This is a genomic window from Flavobacterium sp. H4147, assembly GCF_029360735.1.
GTDB lineage: Bacteria > Bacteroidota > Bacteroidia > Flavobacteriales > Flavobacteriaceae > Flavobacterium > Flavobacterium endoglycinae.
In genome coordinates this window covers 1527762-1546519 of the sequence record NZ_JARKNB010000002.1, presented here as the reverse complement: position 1 = coordinate 1546519, position 18758 = coordinate 1527762, and the positions used below count along the sequence as shown (strand labels likewise).

Annotated in this window: 12 protein-coding genes; 9 read left to right on the top strand and 3 right to left on the bottom strand. The window is 34.9% G+C overall.

Translation table 11 applies throughout. From position 1 onward, the window contains the following. Nucleotides 1-15 precede the first annotated feature (15 nt). The 6 genes from P2W75_RS14365 (at nt 16) to P2W75_RS14340 (ending at nt 7206) form a co-directional block, all read left to right on the top strand. Nucleotides 16-1050: a glycoside hydrolase family 43 protein gene (locus P2W75_RS14365; RefSeq protein ID WP_276380986.1), complete on the top strand. Its 1035-nt coding sequence runs from the start codon at nt 16-18 to the stop codon at nt 1048-1050. Between the two features lie 695 nt (nt 1051-1745). Continuing rightward, entirely contained in the window at nt 1746-2753 is a 1008-nt protein-coding gene (locus P2W75_RS14360) for a GntR family transcriptional regulator (RefSeq protein ID WP_276380985.1), read from the top strand. Between the two features lie 3 nt (nt 2754-2756). Continuing rightward, a complete protein-coding gene (locus P2W75_RS14355; protein WP_276380984.1) occupies nt 2757-4238 on the top strand; it encodes a xylulokinase in 1482 nt (493 codons plus the stop codon). 7 nt (nt 4239-4245) lie between these two features. Further along, complete coding sequence (xylA, locus tag P2W75_RS14350) at nt 4246-5571, top strand: xylose isomerase (protein WP_276380983.1); 1326 nt, start codon at nt 4246-4248, stop codon at nt 5569-5571. Between the two features lie 427 nt (nt 5572-5998). Beyond that, nucleotides 5999-6655, top strand: a complete 657-nt coding sequence (gene fsa / locus P2W75_RS14345; protein WP_207297446.1) for a fructose-6-phosphate aldolase — start codon at nt 5999-6001, stop codon at nt 6653-6655. A 200-nt stretch (nt 6656-6855) separates the two neighbouring features. After that, a complete protein-coding gene (locus P2W75_RS14340) occupies nt 6856-7206 on the top strand; it encodes a gamma-glutamylcyclotransferase family protein (protein WP_276380982.1) in 351 nt (116 codons plus the stop codon). 84 nt (nt 7207-7290) lie between these two features. Here the strand turns inward: P2W75_RS14340 and P2W75_RS14335 are convergent, their stop codons facing one another. Further along, a complete protein-coding gene (locus tag P2W75_RS14335; RefSeq protein ID WP_276380981.1) occupies nt 7291-8211 on the bottom strand; it encodes a helix-turn-helix domain-containing GNAT family N-acetyltransferase in 921 nt (306 codons plus the stop codon). 147 nt (nt 8212-8358) lie between these two features. Here P2W75_RS14335 and P2W75_RS14330 point away from each other — a divergent pair, with 147 nt between their 5' ends. Together P2W75_RS14330 and P2W75_RS14325 are read left to right on the top strand one after the other, a co-directional pair. After that, nucleotides 8359-8973: a DapH/DapD/GlmU-related protein gene (locus tag P2W75_RS14330; protein WP_276380980.1), complete on the top strand. Its 615-nt coding sequence runs from the start codon at nt 8359-8361 to the stop codon at nt 8971-8973. Nucleotides 8974-8991: 18 nt separating this feature from the next. Then, complete coding sequence (locus P2W75_RS14325; RefSeq protein ID WP_276380979.1) at nt 8992-9570, top strand: suppressor of fused domain protein; 579 nt, start codon at nt 8992-8994, stop codon at nt 9568-9570. Between the two features lie 5 nt (nt 9571-9575). On the opposite strand, the gene P2W75_RS14320 is transcribed toward P2W75_RS14325, so the two are convergent. Together P2W75_RS14320 and P2W75_RS14315 are read right to left on the bottom strand one after the other, a co-directional pair. Beyond that, nucleotides 9576-11180: a class I SAM-dependent methyltransferase gene (locus P2W75_RS14320; RefSeq protein WP_276380978.1), complete on the bottom strand. Its 1605-nt coding sequence runs from the start codon at nt 11178-11180 to the stop codon at nt 9576-9578. Nucleotides 11181-11417: 237 nt separating this feature from the next. Further along, nucleotides 11418-15365 carry a hybrid sensor histidine kinase/response regulator transcription factor gene (locus P2W75_RS14315; protein WP_276380977.1) on the bottom strand — a complete coding sequence of 1316 codons (3948 nt, stop codon included), beginning with the start codon at nt 15363-15365 and terminating at the stop codon, nt 11418-11420. Nucleotides 15366-15752: 387 nt separating this feature from the next. On the opposite strand from P2W75_RS14315, the gene P2W75_RS14310 reads away from it, so the two are divergent. Then, the gene (locus tag P2W75_RS14310) at nt 15753-18758 is read left to right on the top strand and encodes a TonB-dependent receptor (RefSeq protein ID WP_276380976.1); all 3006 of its coding nucleotides are present in this window, start codon (nt 15753-15755) and stop codon (nt 18756-18758) included.

Sequence of the window (18758 nt, the reverse complement as noted above, 5' to 3'; positions counted from 1 at the left end):
AAACAAAATATCACTATGCCTGAAGACAGCATTGAACACATTAATTTTGAGCAGATTAATGAACTGGCGATTTCAAAGCCTTTAGTATCACATATTTATACAGCCGATCCTTCGGCGCATGTATTCAATGGTAAAATTTATATTTATCCGTCGCACGACATCGATGCTGGGATTCCGTTTAATGACAATGGAGATCATTTCGGGATGGAAGATTATCACGTTTTTTCTATGGACGACATCTCATCAGAAGCAGTTGATAACGGAGTAGCCTTGCATGTAGACGATGTGGCCTGGGCCGAAAAACAAATGTGGGCACCAGATGCAGCCTGTAAAAATGGAAAATATTATTTGTATTTCCCTGCCAAACGCGCCGATGGAATATTCCAGATTGGAGTTGCCATTTCAGATTCGCCTGTCGGGCCTTTTATTCCCGAAAAAGAAGCGATAAAGGGTAGTTATAGTATTGATCCGGCTGTTTTTGAAGATGAAGATGGAAAGCATTACATCTATTTTGGCGGTATCTGGGGCGGACAGCTTCAGAAGTACAGAAATAATAAATACGATCAAAATAATGAAGAACCTTTGGCAGAAGAAAAAGCCTTGGGGCCAATTGTAGCTTTGCTTAGAGATGATATGCTGGAATTTGCAGAAGAGCCGAAAGAAATTAAAATTTTGGATGAAAATGGAAATGAAATCCTTGCGGGTGATAACGATCGCCGTTTTTTTGAAGCTTCATGGGTTCATAAGTATAATGGGAAATACTATTTCTCGTATTCTACAGGAGACACACATTTTATCTGTTACGCGATTGGCGACAATCCGTACGGACCGTTTACCTATCAAGGAAGAATTTTAAATCCGGTTGTGGGCTGGACATCACATCATTCGATCTGCGAAGTAGATGGAGAATGGTATTTATTTTACCACGATTCAAGTTTGTCAAAAGGCGTGACGCATTTGAGAAGCATGAAAGTAACCAAAATCGATTATTTAAAAGACGGTTCAATTATCACAATTGATCCTTACGGGATAAGAAGGTTAATTGATTAAGATTTTTTGTAAAAAAATTTTAAAAAAAATACAATCGGTTGTGTTGTTTGAAATTTTGTTCTTTACGTTGCGTTTGTTATCTCGATTGAAGGAGAGATTTTACGCGGGATTCTACAAAGATCATTGAAATTCTGTACGGAGTTTCTATTGTGTTTTACTTTGTGTGTTCACTATTGCTAGGGTTTCCATTCGATTGAAATGACAAACTAAGAGGTTCAAACATCTATTTGAACATAGCCCAAGGTTTCAACCTTGGGTACGCAATGTATTCCATTTGCTGTGTCTCCAAGATTGAAACCTTGGGCTATGTTTTAATATTGTTAAGAATCTTCGTGGAGTTACTTGCAAAGATTTCTACTTACGTCTAAATGACAAAAACTGTAGCGAAACTCTTTGCGTTCTTAAATAAGCTTTGCAAACTTTACGATTAAATTATATTGCTAAGTTTTTGAAAAAATAATGTTCCGTCATCTCTCATGAAACCGTTTTGCGTGAGGGATAGAAGTGAAAAGCCCACAGTCTCGTCTTTTGACGAGACGAGGACTTGTAACGGATAGCCCGACCCGCTTTTTTCGGCGGGGCACGCCCAAATTATAAAGATTAACACATTTAAAAAATAACAATTTTAAACTTAAAAATAATTTTTTGTAAAAGATTTTTAGTTACTTTAGCATAACAGAACGGAACAGAACGGTATGCTAAAAGAAGAAGAAAAATTTGAGTTTATAATCAATCACGAAAGTGATATCCCGAAGTATCAGCAATTGGTTGACGGGATTACCAATGCCATTGCGGAGAATATTTTACAAAAAGGAGATTTGCTTCCGTCTGTAAATGTGATCTGCAAAACATATCAGCTTTCGAGAGACACGGTTTTTAAGGCGTATTCGATTTTAAAAGATCAAAAAGTAATCGATTCTGTCCCAAACAAAGGCTATTACGTAGCTGGTGAAACTAGAAAAGTGCTTTTGGTTTTAGATACGTTTAAGGCTTACAAAGAGGTTTTGTATCATTCGGTTGTGAATAATCTGCCAGATAATGTGATTATTGATGTGCAGTTTCACCATTATAATATTGATGTTTTTAAAACAATCATTAATAACGGAATCGGGAAGTATTACAAATATGTGGTGATGAATTTTGACCATAAGGATATTACGCCAGCTTTGTCCGCAATTTCAAAGGATAAACTGCTTTTGATTGACTGGAATATCAGGGCTGACAAAGCCAATAATTATGTTTTTCAGGATTTCGGAAAAGCCTTTTATAACGCTTTAAAAGAAGCGGTTGATTTGTTTAAAAAGTATAAAAAAATAGATTTTGTATATCCGGATTTTACGAATCACCCTTGGGAAACGGTAGAATTTTTTAAGAAATTCTGTGCTGATTTTGGTTTTCAATACGACATTATCACAGATCCGAAAAAGTTCAATATTGAGAAAGGAATTGCCTATATCAGTGTAAGCGACAGGATTTTGGGACACTTTTTAGAGCAATGTAAAGAAAAGGATTTTGAACCCGGAAAAGATGTTGGTTTTCTTTCGTACAATGAAACGCCAATGAAGAAATTTATATACAAAGGGATTTCAGTTGTTTCGACTGATTTCAAAGAACTAGGAACCAAAGCAGCGGCATTTATTACGCATGACGAAGAAACGAAATGTTATGTGCCGACAAAATTAATAATAAGAGAATCATTGTAAGTTATGTATTATATCGGTTATGATATTGGAAGCTCTTCTGTCAAGGCAGCCTTGGTAGAAGCAGAAACAGGCAAAAAAATCATTGTTTTGAATGAGCCTCAAAACGAAATGGAAATCCTTTCCATTCACCCAGATTGGGCAGAACAGGATCCAGAAATTTGGTGGCAGCACATTTGTACGGCAACAAAAAGGGCAATTAAAGAATCGAATATCGATGCTTCTAAAATTCAGGGAATTGGTATTTCGTACCAAATGCACGGATTGGTAATTGTGGATCAACAAGGTACTCCGTTGCGAAATTCAATTATCTGGTGCGATAGCCGTGCGGTTGAAATAGGAAATAAGGCTTTTGCAGAAATTGGAGAAGAAAAATGCATGACGCATTTATTGAATTCGCCTGGAAATTTCACCGCTTCAAAACTAAAATGGGTGAAAGAAAACGAACCTCAGCTGTATAGCAAAATTGACAAATACATGCTTCCGGGAGATTATATCGCTTTGAAATTAACTGGCGAAGTAACGACAACCAAAAATGGTTTGTCTGAAGGAATGCTTTGGGATTATAAAGAAAATAAAGTAGCCGATTGGCTTTTGGACTATTATGGAATTGATAGCTCTTTGACGCCAAAAATTGTAGAAAATTTTACCAATCAAGGTGTTGTGACTGAAAAAGCTTCTCAAGAATCTGGTCTTCCTGTTGGAATTCCGATTGTGTATAGAGCAGGAGATCAGCCGAATAATGCTTTGTCTTTGAACGTATTGAATCCAGGAGAGGTTGCGGCGACAGGCGGGACTTCTGGTGTTTTTTATGCCGTTAGCGAAATGTCGTCTGGAAAAAGCACGAGAGTAAACAACTTTGTTCACGTAAACTACGAATTAGAAACGCCAAGAGTTGGTAAACTTTTAAATATTAACGGAGCGGGAATTCAGTACAGATGGCTTCGCAATAATATGGGCAACGAAAGCTACGAGGTAATGAATGAAAAGGCTTCGAATGTGGAGATTGGATCTGAAGGTGTTGTGGTTATTCCGTTTGGGAATGGGGCAGAACGTATGTTTAATAACAAAACGATTGGGACACATTTCTTAAATCTGAATTTGAACATTCATAACAGTGCGCATTTATTTAGAGCTTCTCTTGAAGGAATCGCTTTTTCTTTTGTGTACGGAATGGAATGCCTAAAAGATGATAATGCCACAATTAATGTCATTAGAGCAGGAAATGATAATCTTTTCCGTTCGGAGATTTTCTCCAATACTGTAGCAACTTTAATTGGCCACGAAATCGAAATTTATAATACAACGGGAGCTGTGGGTGCAGCTAGAGCAGTTGGTTTGAAAGACGGTGATTACAGTAAATTTGGAGCAAATGTAAGTGATAATGACCACGTAATGACGTTTTTGCCACTACACAATAAAGAGCCTTATGAAGCGGCTTATAAAAAATGGAAACAAGAATTAGAATTAATATTAACAACTAAATAAAAAACAAATGATAGTTTTAGGAGATAAAGAATACTACAAAGGTATCGGCCAAATTAAGTTTGAAGGAAAAGAATCTGATAATCCTTTGGCATTTAAATATTACAATCCAGACCAAATCGTAGCTGGAAAAACAATGCGTGAGCACTTTAAATTTGCAATTGCTTACTGGCATACATTCTGCGGACAAGGTAGCGATCCGTTCGGGCCTGGAACTCAAAATTTTGCTTGGGATGCATCATCAGATCCGTATCAAGCGGCAAAAGATAAAGCGGATGCTGCTTTTGAATTCATCAGCAAAATGGGATTCGATTATTTCTGTTTCCACGATTACGATTTGATTAATGAAGGGCCAACTTTCGCAGAATCAGAAAAACGTTTGGCTTTTATTACGGATTACTTGAAACAGAAAAAAGCTGAATCTGGAATTAAATTGCTTTGGGGAACTTCTAACTGTTTCTCAAATCCAAGATTTATGAACGGTGCTGCGACAAATCCTGATTTTAATGTTGTGGCAAGAGCCGGAGGACAAGTAAAACTAGCTTTGGATGCTACAATTGCTTTAGGCGGAGAAAACTACGTATTCTGGGGAGGTAGAGAAGGTTATATGTCTTTACTAAACACAGATATGGGAAGAGAATTAGATCACATGGCGCAATTCTTAACAATGTCTAGAGATTATGCAAGAGCGCAAGGTTTTAAAGGAATTTTCTTTATCGAGCCAAAACCAATGGAACCATCTAAGCACCAATACGATTTTGACTCTGCAACTGCAATTGGATTCTTAAAAGAATACGGTTTAGACAAAGACTTCAAAATCAACATTGAGGTAAATCACGCTACTTTGGCACAACATACTTTCCAACACGAATTAGAAGTGGCTGCAAAAGCTGGAATGTTAGGAAGTATAGATGCGAACAGAGGTGATTACCAAAATGGATGGGATACAGACCAGTTCCCAAATAACATCCAGGAAACTACTGAAGCAATGTTGGTTTTCTTAAAAGCTGGCGGATTGCAAGGCGGTGGAGTTAATTTTGATGCTAAAATCAGAAGAAATTCTACAGACTTAGAAGATGTTTTCTTAGCGCACATTGGCGGGGCTGATACGTTTGCAAGAGCATTATTGACTGCTGATAAAATTATTTCTTCTTCTCCATACGAGAAGTTAAGAAAAGAAAGATACAGCTCATTTGATTCTGGAAAAGGTAAAGATTTCGCCGATGGAAAATTAGGTTTAAAAGATCTTTACACCATCGCTCACGAAAATGGAGAATTAAATCTTCAAAGCGGTAAACAAGAATTGTTTGAAAACATCATCAACCAATATATTTAATTGGTTTAGATTTTTTGGATATCAATTGAACCTAAAAGATTTTAAAAAGTTAGGTTTATATAAAATATTAGTGAGATAAAACATCCGAAAAGCTCTAGGTTTTTTAAATAGGATTATAAATTATTAAAAAGCGCTTTTTAGATTAAATTGAGAAATGTGTATTGAGATAATGGCCTAGTTTTCAATTTTGAATGGAGAGAATTGATTTAAGGTTTAGTTGCTTTTTCTTTTATTCAACATAGTAAAATTGAGCCAGTTTGATAAAAAATAATAGTGAGTTAATTTTTTATTGAAGGTTTTTTGAAGAGCAGAATCAATCAAAATACACATTTTTCTCACTAGAACTCCTAAAGAACTTTGTCAAAGTTTTAAAACTTCGACAAAGTTTTTTTTACGCAAAATAGTATTTAACCAAAAACCAAAAAACATGAAATTTTTTATTGATACTGCTAATCTTCAGGATATTGAAGAAGCGCAGGCTTTGGGCGTTTTAGACGGCGTAACCACCAATCCGTCTTTAATGGCAAAAGAAGGAATTACCGGAAAACAAAACATCTTAAATCATTATCTGGCTATCTGCAATATTGTTGACGGTGATGTATCGGCTGAGGTAATCTCAACCGATTTTGAAGGAATGGTAAGAGAAGGAGAAGAATTGGCCGCTTTGCATCCTCAGATTGTGGTAAAATTGCCTATGATTGGCGATGGAGTAAAAGCATGCAAATATTTTTCTTCAAAAGGAATTCGCACCAATGTAACTTTAGTGTTTTCTGCAGGCCAGGCGTTGCTTGCCGCCAAAGCAGGAGCGACTTATGTTTCTCCGTTTTTAGGTCGTTTAGATGATGTTTCGACAGACGGAATGCATTTAATTTCAGAAATTAGAGAAATCTACGATAATTACAATTATCAAACCCAGATACTTTCTGCTTCGGTAAGACACACAATGCATATTATCAATTGCGCTAAAATAGGATCAGATGTTATGACAGGTCCGCTTTCTGCAATAAAAGGATTATTGAAACATCCGTTAACCGATATTGGTCTGAAACAATTTGTTGAAGATGCTAAAAAGATGAATCTTTAAGCTAAAATAAACGATACAATTACTCAAGCCCTTTACGATAAAAGGGCTTTTTGTATGATTAGTAAACCTGTTTATATCGCTTTCTTGTTGAATTTACTGTGATAAAATCCAATAATTCCGTAGCTTTAGTACATATTCAGCTCACGAAGTTTCATTTCTGAATGGATGGGATTAAAGGCTTAAAAAAACAAATAAGTTAGATGAACAATATAAAAACAATTCCAGCTTTAATCATTTATGGATCACTCGCTCCGGGTGAATCCAATCATTCGATTATGGATCCGATTAAAGGCGAATGGAAAAAAGCGACAATAAAAGGCAAATTACTGGAAGGGGGATGGGGCTCTTCTTTAGGGTATCATGGTTTTACTCCTGTAAATTCTGACGAAGCCGAAATTATAAACGCATATGTTTTATTTTCGAAAGATTTGACTGCACGTTGGGATTATCTCGATGAATTTGAAGGTGATGGGTATATTCGAATTCAAACCGAATATCAGCTAGAAAATGGCGAAAAAGGAATTGGTTATATTTATGCTTTAAAACAATAAACAATAAAAAAATTCTAGAGTAAATGAAATGATTCAAAAAAATACAAACCTCCAAATTCAAACTGATTTTGGAGGATTTATATTTTAATTTAATTTCAAATCGTAACGTTCTTCGTTAAACGTTTTTCCCCATTCTTGAACTTCTTCAGATTGAGTAAGTTCAAATCCCATTATTTTATACATTTGAAGTGCTTTGTCTTGTAAATTTGTGGTAAGCAAAAACACGTTTTTAAATTTCTTCTCTTTGCAAAAATCAATAGCATCAGAAAGCAGTTTTTTGCCAATTCCAAGTCCTCTAAAAGCAGGATCGAGAAGAAACCATCTCAATTGAGCTTCTTCATTTGACTGATGTACAATTGCAACACAACCCACAATTTTATTATTGTATTCTGCCATCCAGATACGGTCATTTTCAGGAGAATATTTTCCTAAGAAATCATAAAAAGTCTTGATGACATATTTTTCAAAATCGGTAGAGAAATTATATTCTTTGCGATAAATAGCGCCGTGCAGATAAATAATATAACCAATATCGCCGGGCGTAATTTCATGTCGGTAAGTAATCTCTTCTCGGGCTATTTTACTTTCCGTGAGCAGATTTCTTACGGTATACATCGAACTTACTAAAATCTCTTTTTCAGAGGGATTTAGTTTTTCGATTTTACCTTCGATTTTACTTTCAGATTTCTTATTTAAAATAGAAAGAAGCTCATTTCCTGTTTCAGTCAGTTTAATATTAAAAGCACGTTTATCTTCTGCCGAAGCGACTTTTACAATTAGATTTTCCTTTAAAAAACGTTTTAAAATTCGGCTTAAATATCCTTTATCCAGATTTAAAATTTCAGTGATTTTTTGTGCTGTTATAAGTTTGCTTTCGCTGATTTCATAAAGGATTCGTATCTCGGTTAGCGAATATTCACTATCTAAATAATGCTGGCTTAAAATGTCTAAATGTGCTGTATAGAATCGATTGAAACTTCTAATTTTTGAAGTCGTTGTACTCATGTTTTTTAAATATTGTATTATAAATGCAAATATATAAAATTAGTTGCTTTTGTCAACTAATTTATTTTGAGATAATACAAGATTTCCCATTTTTTAAAGTTTTATTTTTATAAGATAATTTATTAGATATTTTTTAAGCTTAAGACCATGATAAAAACAATAGATTTTATAGAGAATTTTGACTTTTACTTTCCAGATTATGTTTCGAATACAGAACCTTGGGATATTGTTAACGATCTCGATACTATTCTTTTACAGAAAATAAAACAACTCTCATCTGATTATACAATTGAAGGAAATATTGCCATTCATAAAAGCGCTATTATCGAGCAAGGCGTGACTTTGAAAGGAACAATTATTATTTCTGAAAACGTTTACATTGGCGCACATGCTTATTTACGCGGACCAATTCTGTTGGGAAAATCAGTAAAAATTGGTCCAGGTTCCGAAATTAAGCAGTCATTTATTTCAGATAATTCGGCAGTGGCACATTTTAATTATATAGGAAATAGCTTAATTGGACAAAATATTAATTTTGAAGCCGGTTCGATCTGCGCCAATCATTACAACGAACGAAAAATTAAAAACATATCCGTTATTTACAAAGACAAGATCATCAATACGCATTCTGATAAATTTGGTTCGTTATTGGGAGATAATTCGAGAGTAGGAGCGAACGCTGTTTTATCGCCGGGAACTATTTTAGAGAAAAACACTATTGTAAAACGATTACAGTTGATTGAGCAATTAGCTGGAGAATAAATTACTAAGAAATAATAAATGAAGAATCAAGAATCGACAATGTATGTTGAGCAGTTAAAAGATCATTATGAAAATTATTTTGGTATTTCAGGGCAACCATTAATTTTAGAAAAAGGACCAAGAGAAAAATTGCATCCTGACTTTTTTGTTTTGGAGTTTAAACCGAATGACCGTCACGATTTTTGGGTTTATTGCTCAGTTGGAATGTCACTAGAAAGAGAAGATGATAATTTAATAGAACTATTTGTATTTTCACCTCAACAGGATTCTTCTTTGGTTGAGTTAATCACTGTTTGTGCATCATATCACCGAAATTTAAGACCATTAAACATACACCACACCATGAATATTGGGAAACCATGGCTGGGTAATTCTAAGTGTGATCATTGTTTTATTTCACTGCCTTACCTTGATGGTGAGGAAATGGAATTATTGAGCTTCAACGGGCAAATATTTCACTGTTATTGGCTGATTCCTATTACTGAAAAAGAAAGAGATTATAAAATCGAAGAAGGTTGTGAAGCCTTAGAACAACTTTTTGAAGACAAACAACTCGATTATTTAAATCCAGAAAGAGAATGTTTACTAACAGAATAAAAAACTCATTTTCCTTTCAATAAATTTATACTCACTGTAGCCGTATCAGCATCTGGGAATCGCTTAAAAATTGATTGATCTGGAAACAAACCTGCTTCTGCTGCAATTGCATTAAAAACGTCGATTTCAACAATATATTGGTCAGAAAATCCGTGAGTAGCATCATAAGCTGTTGCGGGAGTTCGGCCTAAATTATTGGCAGTCAGTTTTGGATTTATGGTATGAAGTTCAATCAAAAGCAGACCAAATTTATGCACATATGGCGACCATTTTTGTAAATGTTCCAAAAGATTGTCCTCAACCAAATTGTTACTGATTCTCTTTCCTCTGTAAGCAAATGCACCTGTCGAAGTGCTGACTCTGTTTTCATGGATCTGTTTAGGTTCCTGCCAGATTCTGTTATGATCTAGAAAAGTTCTTACGTTCAAAAGGTCTTTTAAATCGATATTATAATTTTCCTTGAGATCATTTGCCAGTAAATCAGGACGGCCAATATCACCCCAGATTACTTTTGCCCAAATATCAGCTTTTATAAGATTGGCTCTCGTTACTTTTAAAGCCGTTTGATTATAATCGGCACCAACTAAAAATAACGGATATTCATCGAGCATTTTTCCTCTCAAAGTCTGCCTGTCGATGACTTCAAAAATATGCTGCAGGAAAGCGCCATTTCCGCAGCCCATATCGAGAATTCCTTTGGGCTGTTCTTCAATAGGAAGATTAAAAAGTTTGATCAGAATTTCGTCAACCACTTTAAAATACGTATCATGAGCACCGCCGCTTCCCCAAACATTCATTTCACGATCGACGTGGATTTCGTTTTCACCTTCAGCAGTTCTTAAAACATCTGGATTGCCAAAAATGAGTTCTTCGATTTTGGCGAATGTGGGCAGATAAGAAACTGTAACGCCGTATGCGCTGGCTCTTTTGGCGAAAAATAAACCTGCTTCTGTAAATTGATAATTACCGTTTTTTTCGAGAAACCAACCCAAATGCACAAAAAAGTCTAATATCTTTTTAAAATTTTCTGGTGATTTATGAAACTCTTCGGGTCTGAAAGACGTTTCCATAAAATATTTATGAAACATTCCGTTCATGGCCAGCCGTACGATTGTGGGACCAATTAAATAACCTTCGATATGTTTTAAAATCTGTTCCTGTATGCTGTTTGTTAAAGGATCGGCAGAAGGTTTAATTCCGTATTTTGTTTTATATTTTTCGAAAATAACATTGAGTTTTTCAAACGGTGTGTCTTCAAACAAACGCGGATGAAAATGAATTGACAATTGAAGCAGCGCCACAACATCTTCATATAAAGGAAAAAGTGAAAAAGCAATTTCCGTTTTTTCATTTACCGAAATCGTAATTTCCTGAGTTTTATTATCAACTTCATATTCCAGAAATCCCTGTGAAGCCAAAATTCTTAAACCAATATTTAGATAGCCTTCATTGGAATTAAAAATCGCTGTAAGTTCAGATAATTTTATCTGTTTCTGCTTTAAAATAAATTTTAAAACAGCTTTGTTTTGGAGTGCTATTGCCACTGGAGCAGTAACTAAACCATCTAGATGTTTGAAAATGGAACTTAAAAGTTGTGATTTATCGGTCATAGTACAAAAATGAAGGTTAGTTTAAAAATAGTGATTTTTTCTTACTTAATACATTTCATTTTGTATCTCAAGCGTAAGACGCACTGCTGTGCGTCTCTACAGATGATCTTGTGTATTATTGTTGTTTTGCCTCATTTTATTTCGTAGAGACGCACAGCAGTGCGTCTAAACAACGAATGTCCATAACAAATATTCCACAATTACACTGAACTCCAAACTGCGACTGCAAACTAAAAACTACCTATTCATAGCAATATAATCCGAAGGCGACATTGTAAAATGCTTCTGGAAATTACGTCCGAAACTGGTTTGCGATTTGTAACCTACCATTTCGGCGATTTCGTACATTTTGTAATTTTCGGTTAAAAGCAGTTCGGCAGCGCGTTTTAAACGCACAATATTGATCAGCTCATTCGGACTTAGATTCGAAATGTCTTTAATTTTTCGGTACAGAGTTGAACGGCTCATATTCATGATTTCGGCTAAAGATTCTACGCTCAAATCGGGATCGGTTATGTTTTTTAGGATTTCTTCATCGAGTTTTTTCAAAAACTTTTCGTCGGTTTTATTGTGCGCAATGCTTTTAATGTGCGAAAGCGGAGAACTTGCATAATAATTCATAATCTGTTTTCGGTTTTCGATCAAATTATGCGCTTGAACTTTTAAATAATCCATTGAGAAAGGTTTGGCGATATAGGCATCGGCACCCACTTCCAAACCATCAATTTGTGATTTCAGTGAGTTTTTCGCAGTAAGCAAAATCACGGGAATATGACTCGTTTCTAGATTCGTTTTGATTTCTTTACACAACGTGATTCCATCCATAACCGGCATCGAAACATCGCTGATAACGAGCTGAATGTTTTCGTTATGAATGATTTTCAATGCATTTTCGCCATTATCAGCTTTGAAAATAGTGTAATGCGAAGAAAGTTCGGTTGTAATAAAATGCAGTAAATCTTCATTGTCTTCTACGACCAGAATTTGCGTTTTTTCGTATTTGTTTTCAACCTCAACAACAGTTTCGGTTTCGATTTCTTCGGTTTCAGGTTCGTTATAAAACATAAATTCTTCTTCCTGACGAAGCGGTACTATGAGTTCAAAAATATTCAGTTGTACATCTGGAACCAATTGCAGGTTTCCGTTGTGCAGTTGTGCCAGAGAATGTGCCAGAGAAAGCCCAATTCCCGTTCCCGAAGAGGTATCTGAATTATCAACTCTGAAAAACGGTTCGAAAATTTTATCTTTTAATTGAAACGGAATCAAATTCCCATCATTTTTTACGGTTAAAGTCAGTTTCTTTTCATCTCTAAAAAGCGTGATCGAAACTTTATCTTTTGAATATTTAATGGCGTTGTTCATCAAATTGCTCAGAATTTTTTTGAACGCTTCTTTATCCACAAAAGCAAAAATATCTTTGTCGCCCAGTTCGAGTTCAAACTCAATGCCGCGCTCTTCAATTAATTGGCTGAAACGCAAATGTAAATTCCGAACCATCGACGAAATATTGGCTTCTACGAAAGTAAGTTTCAAGCCGCCGATTTCGGATTTACGGAAATCCAATAATTCGTTTACCAGTTTTAGCAATCGCGAAGTATTTTTCTTCATGATCGAAAGATTCTGCGGCACTTCAACGGATTGATGTTCCATTACTAGAAGTTTTTCCAAAGGACCTTTTATCAAAGTAAGCGGTGTTCTAATTTCGTGCGCTACATTGGTGAAAAAGTCAATTTTGGCCTGATAGATTTCTTTTTCTTTTTCGTCGTTTAGATGTTTGATTTTACGGTTGTTTTTAATTTCAGTCAGATTATTAGAATAACGAATAACGTAATATAATGAACCGCAAATGAGCAGAAAATAGAAAAAATACGCATAATTACTCGCCCAGAACGGAGGCAGAATTCTGATTTTAAGTTTCACTTCTTTACTCCAAACGCCAAAACTATTCAGCGATTTTACTTTAAAAACATAATCGCCAGGCGCTAATTCGGTAAAAAAGACTTTGTTGTTTCTTTCGAGATAAACCCAGTCGTTGTTTACATTTTCGAGTTGATACCAATATTCGGTTAGTTCTGGAGCAGTGTAATTTAAAGAAGCAAATTCAAGATTAAATGATGCTTGATTGTTATCGAGTTCCAATTCGTCAATATGCGAAATCGAATTTGTAAGCGGAGAATCGGTTTCATTAACATCAATATCTTTATTATTAATCTGAAGATTGGTAATAAAAATCGAAGGCGTGTATTTGTTTTTGGTGAAATTCTTCGGATTGAAACTGATCATTCCGTTCAGATTTCCAAAATACATATCGCCGTTTGTATCTTTAAAAGCCGATGCATAATTAAACTGATCGCTCAATAAACCATTTGCCGTTGTGTAGATTTTTACACCTTTATGATTCAGACTAAACTGTACAAGACCTTTTGAAGTCGTAAGCCATAAATTCTTATTGTTATCTTCTAAAATCGAATAGACCACATTGCTAGGAAGTCCGTTTTTGGTGGTGAATTTTTTAAACGTTCTTGTTTTTTTATCAAATAAATTCAGTCCGTTTTCGGTGGCAAACCAAAGATTTTTCGAACTGTCTTCAAAAATATAATTAATCGAATTGTTGCTGATTCCTTTTGCGTTTTTATAATCATAAATAAAAACTTCTCTTTTTCCTGATTTCGGATTGTAATAAAACAAACCATCGCGATAACTTCCTGCCCAGAGATTTCCGTCGCTGTCTTCTTTATAGGTTGTATAATGAGTGGTTTCTGGGAAAGTTTTCAAAATATCAAACGTATCTTTCTGTTCGTTGTAGCGATACAATCCCATTGTGGTTATGACAATTAATTCGTCTTTTTTAGTTTCATAAAAAGAAAAAATAAAATTGCTGTGCAGTCCGGTTGCTGGATTATTGGCGCTGTAATGTTTAATGACATTTCCTGAATTTCGGTCTAAAACATCCATGCCATGTTCAAAAGTTCCAATCCAGATTTTGTCTTTTCTGGGCATCAAAGCATGAATATTATAGTATGAAACGCTGTTTGGACTTCCGTTTGGGAGATACGAAGTAAAAGTCTGCGTTTTTGGGTTGAATCGGTTTAAACCGGCATCTTCGGTACCAATCCATAAATCGCCATAATCGTCTTTGTGAATTTCTCTTACGGCGCTTCCGCTGATGGAATTCTGGCCTTTCTGCGGAAAATATTTTTTAAACTGTGTATATTGTTTTTGATGGTAATTAATACCGCCAAAATAAGTTCCTACCCAGATTCCGTTTTCTTTATCAATAGTAATGCAATAAGCCGCATTATCTGAAATCGCATACGGATCGTTGTAATTTTTTCTAAGATTTACCGTCGTTTTGGTAATCAGGTTACAAACATAAATTCCAGATTCGCTGGCAATCCAAAGTTCGCAATTGTCTTTCTTTTTGAACTGACGCACATAAACTGGTTTTTTTGATGAAAATTCGAGATTCGAAGTGGTTTTCTTTTGAATGTTATAAATCAAAACGCCATCGTCTTGTGTTCCAATCACGATATTATTTTTGTCCAAAGCATAAATTGTGGTAATTCTAAAATTGGAAGAATTGGCTGGAGGTGTAATCGGAATATTTTCAAACGAAAGACTTTCTTCAGAATAACGGTATATTTTATTTAAAGAAGAAGCCCAGATTTCACCATTAGCATCGCGTGAAATCGAAGTGGCAATAAAATATTTGTTGGGGTTAAAAGTCTTGGTTTCCTTTTTAATGGTCGAATATTTATAAAGAATATTTCCTGATACAAACCAGATATTTCCGTGTCTATCATGATTAATGTCGTTAATACGATCATTTATGGCTTCATTTAAAACCGTAAACTGATCATTTTTTTTATTGTATTGATACAAACCTTTATCGGTTCCCACCCAAATGATGCCTTTATATTCGTGCAGTGACTGAATATAATTACTTCCTAAACTATGAATAGGATCGAGATTGCTTCGGTAGGTTTTAAAACGATAACCGTCGAATCGGTTTAAACCGTCTTTGGTTCCAAACCACATAAAACCATCTTCGTCTTGTAAAGAAGTCAAAACGGTGTTGTTAGAAAGACCTTCTTCCACCTGAAAATGTTTAAAATAATATTCCTGCGCATGAATAAAATTTTGCGAAAAAATGAATAAAACTAATAAAAGAAAGAATTTACGCATAGCTGTGTTTTTTAGGATAAAATCGAGACTTCTGCAAATCGTGTCAATTTTCAACAAAATGTTGCAAGCCGCTATTTATTTGACCTTTTTTGTACAATTTGAATCATTTGAAATAGAAATTGACACAAATGAAGCATTTTATTTTGAATTTAAATCATCTACTTTGACATTTCAAATAAATCATATTGATAATTTTTAAGCTCAAAAAATATTGCATCAATAAAATAAAGTTTGAAAAAGTATATCATTAACAATTTTGAATCAAAATGAACGAAATTATTATTAGCGGGCTTTTTAAAATTCTTATCGGCCCGAATTAGAGATGACTAAAATTTAAACCAATTTCCAACCAACCACAAAATGAAAACTATCTAAAATGAAAAATCAATGAAAACAAAGTTCACTCAAATTTTAAAGAAGAGATATTGCCTCTTGTTTTTCTTTAGTTTATTACTACAACAAACGTACGCACAGCAAATAACCATAACGGGAAAAGTGGCTTCTGCAACAGGAGAACCAATTCCGTTTGCCAATGTACTTGTTAAAGACACTAAAACAGGTGCCGTTACCGATTTTGACGGAAGATATAAAATTACAGCAGGAGCCAATCAAACGCTGGTTTTTAGCTCACAAGGATTTAAGACTACAGAAGTTGCGATTAACAATAAAACAACTGTAGATGCCGTATTGGCCGAAGACGCTATGAAACTAGACGAGATAGTGGTAGTAGGTTACGGTTCTCAACAGAAAAAAGACCTTACAGGTGCGGTTTCTTTAGTAAAAGCCGAAGAAATCCAAAAACGTCAGGTTACAACAGTGGCCGACGGACTTCAGGGTTTGGTTACCGGAGTTAAAGTTCGAGGTGGCGGACGCCCTGGACAAGAAGCGAGTGTTGAAATCCGCGGACTTAAAAATCTTCAAAACACAAATCCATTATATGTTATTGATGGTATTGTAACTAGTGGGAATAGAGATTTTAACCCAAATGATATCGAAAGCATTCAGGTTTTAAAAGATGCCTCTGCAGCGGCAATTTATGGTTCCAGAGCTGCAAATGGTGTCATCATCATTACGACTAAAAAAGGTAAAAAAGGACCGCTTAAGATAGAAGTTTCTGCAAAAAGCAGTTTTACAGTTATGCCTCGTTACGATTTAATGGGAACTGAAGAGTTTGCAAAATACAACAACATGGCGTATGATAATGCAGGACTTCCAAGACAAAATCTAAATATGGCTGTCGATACAGACTGGCAGGATGCGGTTTTTAAAACTGGAATGATGCAGGATTATAATGCGAGTTTTTCTGGAGGAAGTGAAAATTCATCCTTTTTCATGTCTGGAAATTATTTTGGAAATGAAGGAACCGTGGTAGGAACCGATTTCGACAGAATCTCATTTCGTGTAAATTCAAGCGGTACAAAAGGAATTTTCAGCATTGGAGAAAACTTAGCAATTAGTAATGCAAAAACAGATGAAATGTCTGGAGCGCCAATTATTGATGTGTACAGAATGACACCAACCATTCCGCTTTACGATCCGTCTAATCCAGGTGGATATGGTTACGGAAAACAAGGTGTTGCCGATACATTTGGTACCAATCCTCTGGCACTTGCTGATTTTTCAAATACAATCAATCAAAATTTCAGAATTAGAGGAAATATCTGGTCTGAATTAAAATTTGCTCCATGGTTAAAATACCGTTTCAACTTTGGATATGAAACTAGTTTTGATTCGTATAAATACATGAGAAAAGTGGGTAACTGGACATTAAACCAGCCTATAGATCCATCTATTACCAATCAAAACAAAGCAAGATCTGAAACAATGTTATTTGAAAATACATTGACTTTCAAAAAAGAATTTGGAAAACATGATGTTACGGTTTTAGTAGGTCAGACTTTCCAAAAAGATAAATATGACATTATTTACGGAGAAAAGAGAAATCTTCCAATCAATTCAGGAACAGGACAATATTATGAGGTTTTAAACCAAGGAAATTCGCCGGTTGTTGGAGGTTATATTAACGAAGCGGCACTTGCTTCTTATTTAGGAAGAATAGAATACAATTATGATAACCGTTATTTGTTTAATGCTGTTTTAAGACGCGATGGTTCATCAAGATTCAGTGATGCAAACAAATGGGGGAATTTCCCTTCTCTTTCTGCAGGATGGAGAGTAAGCAACGAATCTTTCTTTAAATCTCAGTTTATTAAAGATTTAAAATTAAGAGCTAGTTATGGTGAATTAGGTTCTGGTAATATTGGAAATTACGAATACAAAAGCTTCGTTAACAATTTCGGACAAATTGTGTTAGGTAAAGACCAAACATTATATCCTTCTGCAGCTCAGGTAAAATTATCAAATGAGCAATTGCGTTGGGAGAAATTGAAACAAACCAACTTTGGTTTAGATCTTGGTGTTTTAAATAATGATCTTCGTCTTACAGCCGATTATTTTATCGCTCGTACAGAAGATGTATTATTTGGTTTTCCAATTTTATTAACGACTGGAAACGATGGAGGAAATCCAATTTCGAATGCGGCAACGGTTGAAAATAAAGGTTTTGAAATTGAATTAGCCTACAGCAAAAAAATCAATGATTTCTCATTTAATGCTTCTGTAAACTTTACAAAAATTAACAACAAACTCGTTTCATTAGGTAACGGACAAAATGAAAATATTTCAGGAAATACCATTACTAGAGCAGGAATGCCAGTAGGAATGTGGTATGTGTTGCAAACTGATGGATTGTTCCAAAACCAGCAAGAAATCAACAACTACAAAAATGCAGATGGAAAAGTAATTATGCCAAATGCTGTACCGGGTGATATTCGTTTTAAAGATGTTAACGGTGACGGACAGATTACAAGTGCTGATAAAGATATCGTAGGAAGTCCTTGGCCTGAATTTGAAATGGGATTCAACGCAGGAGCAGAATACAAAGGTTTTGATTTTTCTATGAACTGGATTGCTTCTCATGGAGCTACTGTTTATAACGGATTTAGAAGTGTTGTGGATCGTTTTGATGACAACAGTAACTACAGAAGAGGTATTCAGCCTTGGACACCAGAAAATCCAAATACTGATTTTCCTAGAGTTACAAAAGGTTCTACTTTAAATTCAAGAGGAGACAGCGACCGTTTCTTAGAAAATGGAGATTTCATTAGACTTAAATACATTGGATTTGGATATAACTTACCAGAAACGGTGTTGAAAAACTCAGGTATTTCGAGAGTAAGATTAAGTCTTTCAGCACAAAATATTATTACGATCACGAAATATAAAGGTTTAGATCCTGAATTTACAAACAGTAATATTTTTGAAAGAGGCTTTGATAATGGTGCCTTCCCAAATCTTAAGACGTATTCTTTTGGTGTTGACTTTAGCTTTTAA

What these genes read in the sequence shown, in the direction of transcription:
- P2W75_RS14365 (WP_276380986.1), top strand. Translation starts at nt 16, where the DNA reads ATGCCTGAAGACAGCATTGAACACATTAATTTTGAGCAGATTAATGAA.
- P2W75_RS14360 (WP_276380985.1), top strand. Translation starts at nt 1,746, where the DNA reads ATGCTAAAAGAAGAAGAAAAATTTGAGTTTATAATCAATCACGAAAGT.
- P2W75_RS14355 (WP_276380984.1), top strand. Translation starts at nt 2,757, where the DNA reads ATGTATTATATCGGTTATGATATTGGAAGCTCTTCTGTCAAGGCAGCC.
- xylA (WP_276380983.1), top strand. Translation starts at nt 4,246, where the DNA reads ATGATAGTTTTAGGAGATAAAGAATACTACAAAGGTATCGGCCAAATT.
- fsa (WP_207297446.1), top strand. Translation starts at nt 5,999, where the DNA reads ATGAAATTTTTTATTGATACTGCTAATCTTCAGGATATTGAAGAAGCG.
- P2W75_RS14340 (WP_276380982.1), top strand. Translation starts at nt 6,856, where the DNA reads ATGAACAATATAAAAACAATTCCAGCTTTAATCATTTATGGATCACTC.
- P2W75_RS14335 (WP_276380981.1), bottom strand. Translation starts at nt 8,211, where the DNA reads ATGAGTACAACGACTTCAAAAATTAGAAGTTTCAATCGATTCTATACA.
- P2W75_RS14330 (WP_276380980.1), top strand. Translation starts at nt 8,359, where the DNA reads ATGATAAAAACAATAGATTTTATAGAGAATTTTGACTTTTACTTTCCA.
- P2W75_RS14325 (WP_276380979.1), top strand. Translation starts at nt 8,992, where the DNA reads ATGAAGAATCAAGAATCGACAATGTATGTTGAGCAGTTAAAAGATCAT.
- P2W75_RS14320 (WP_276380978.1), bottom strand. Translation starts at nt 11,180, where the DNA reads ATGACCGATAAATCACAACTTTTAAGTTCCATTTTCAAACATCTAGAT.
- P2W75_RS14315 (WP_276380977.1), bottom strand. Translation starts at nt 15,365, where the DNA reads ATGCGTAAATTCTTTCTTTTATTAGTTTTATTCATTTTTTCGCAAAAT.
- P2W75_RS14310 (WP_276380976.1), top strand. Translation starts at nt 15,753, where the DNA reads ATGAAAACAAAGTTCACTCAAATTTTAAAGAAGAGATATTGCCTCTTG.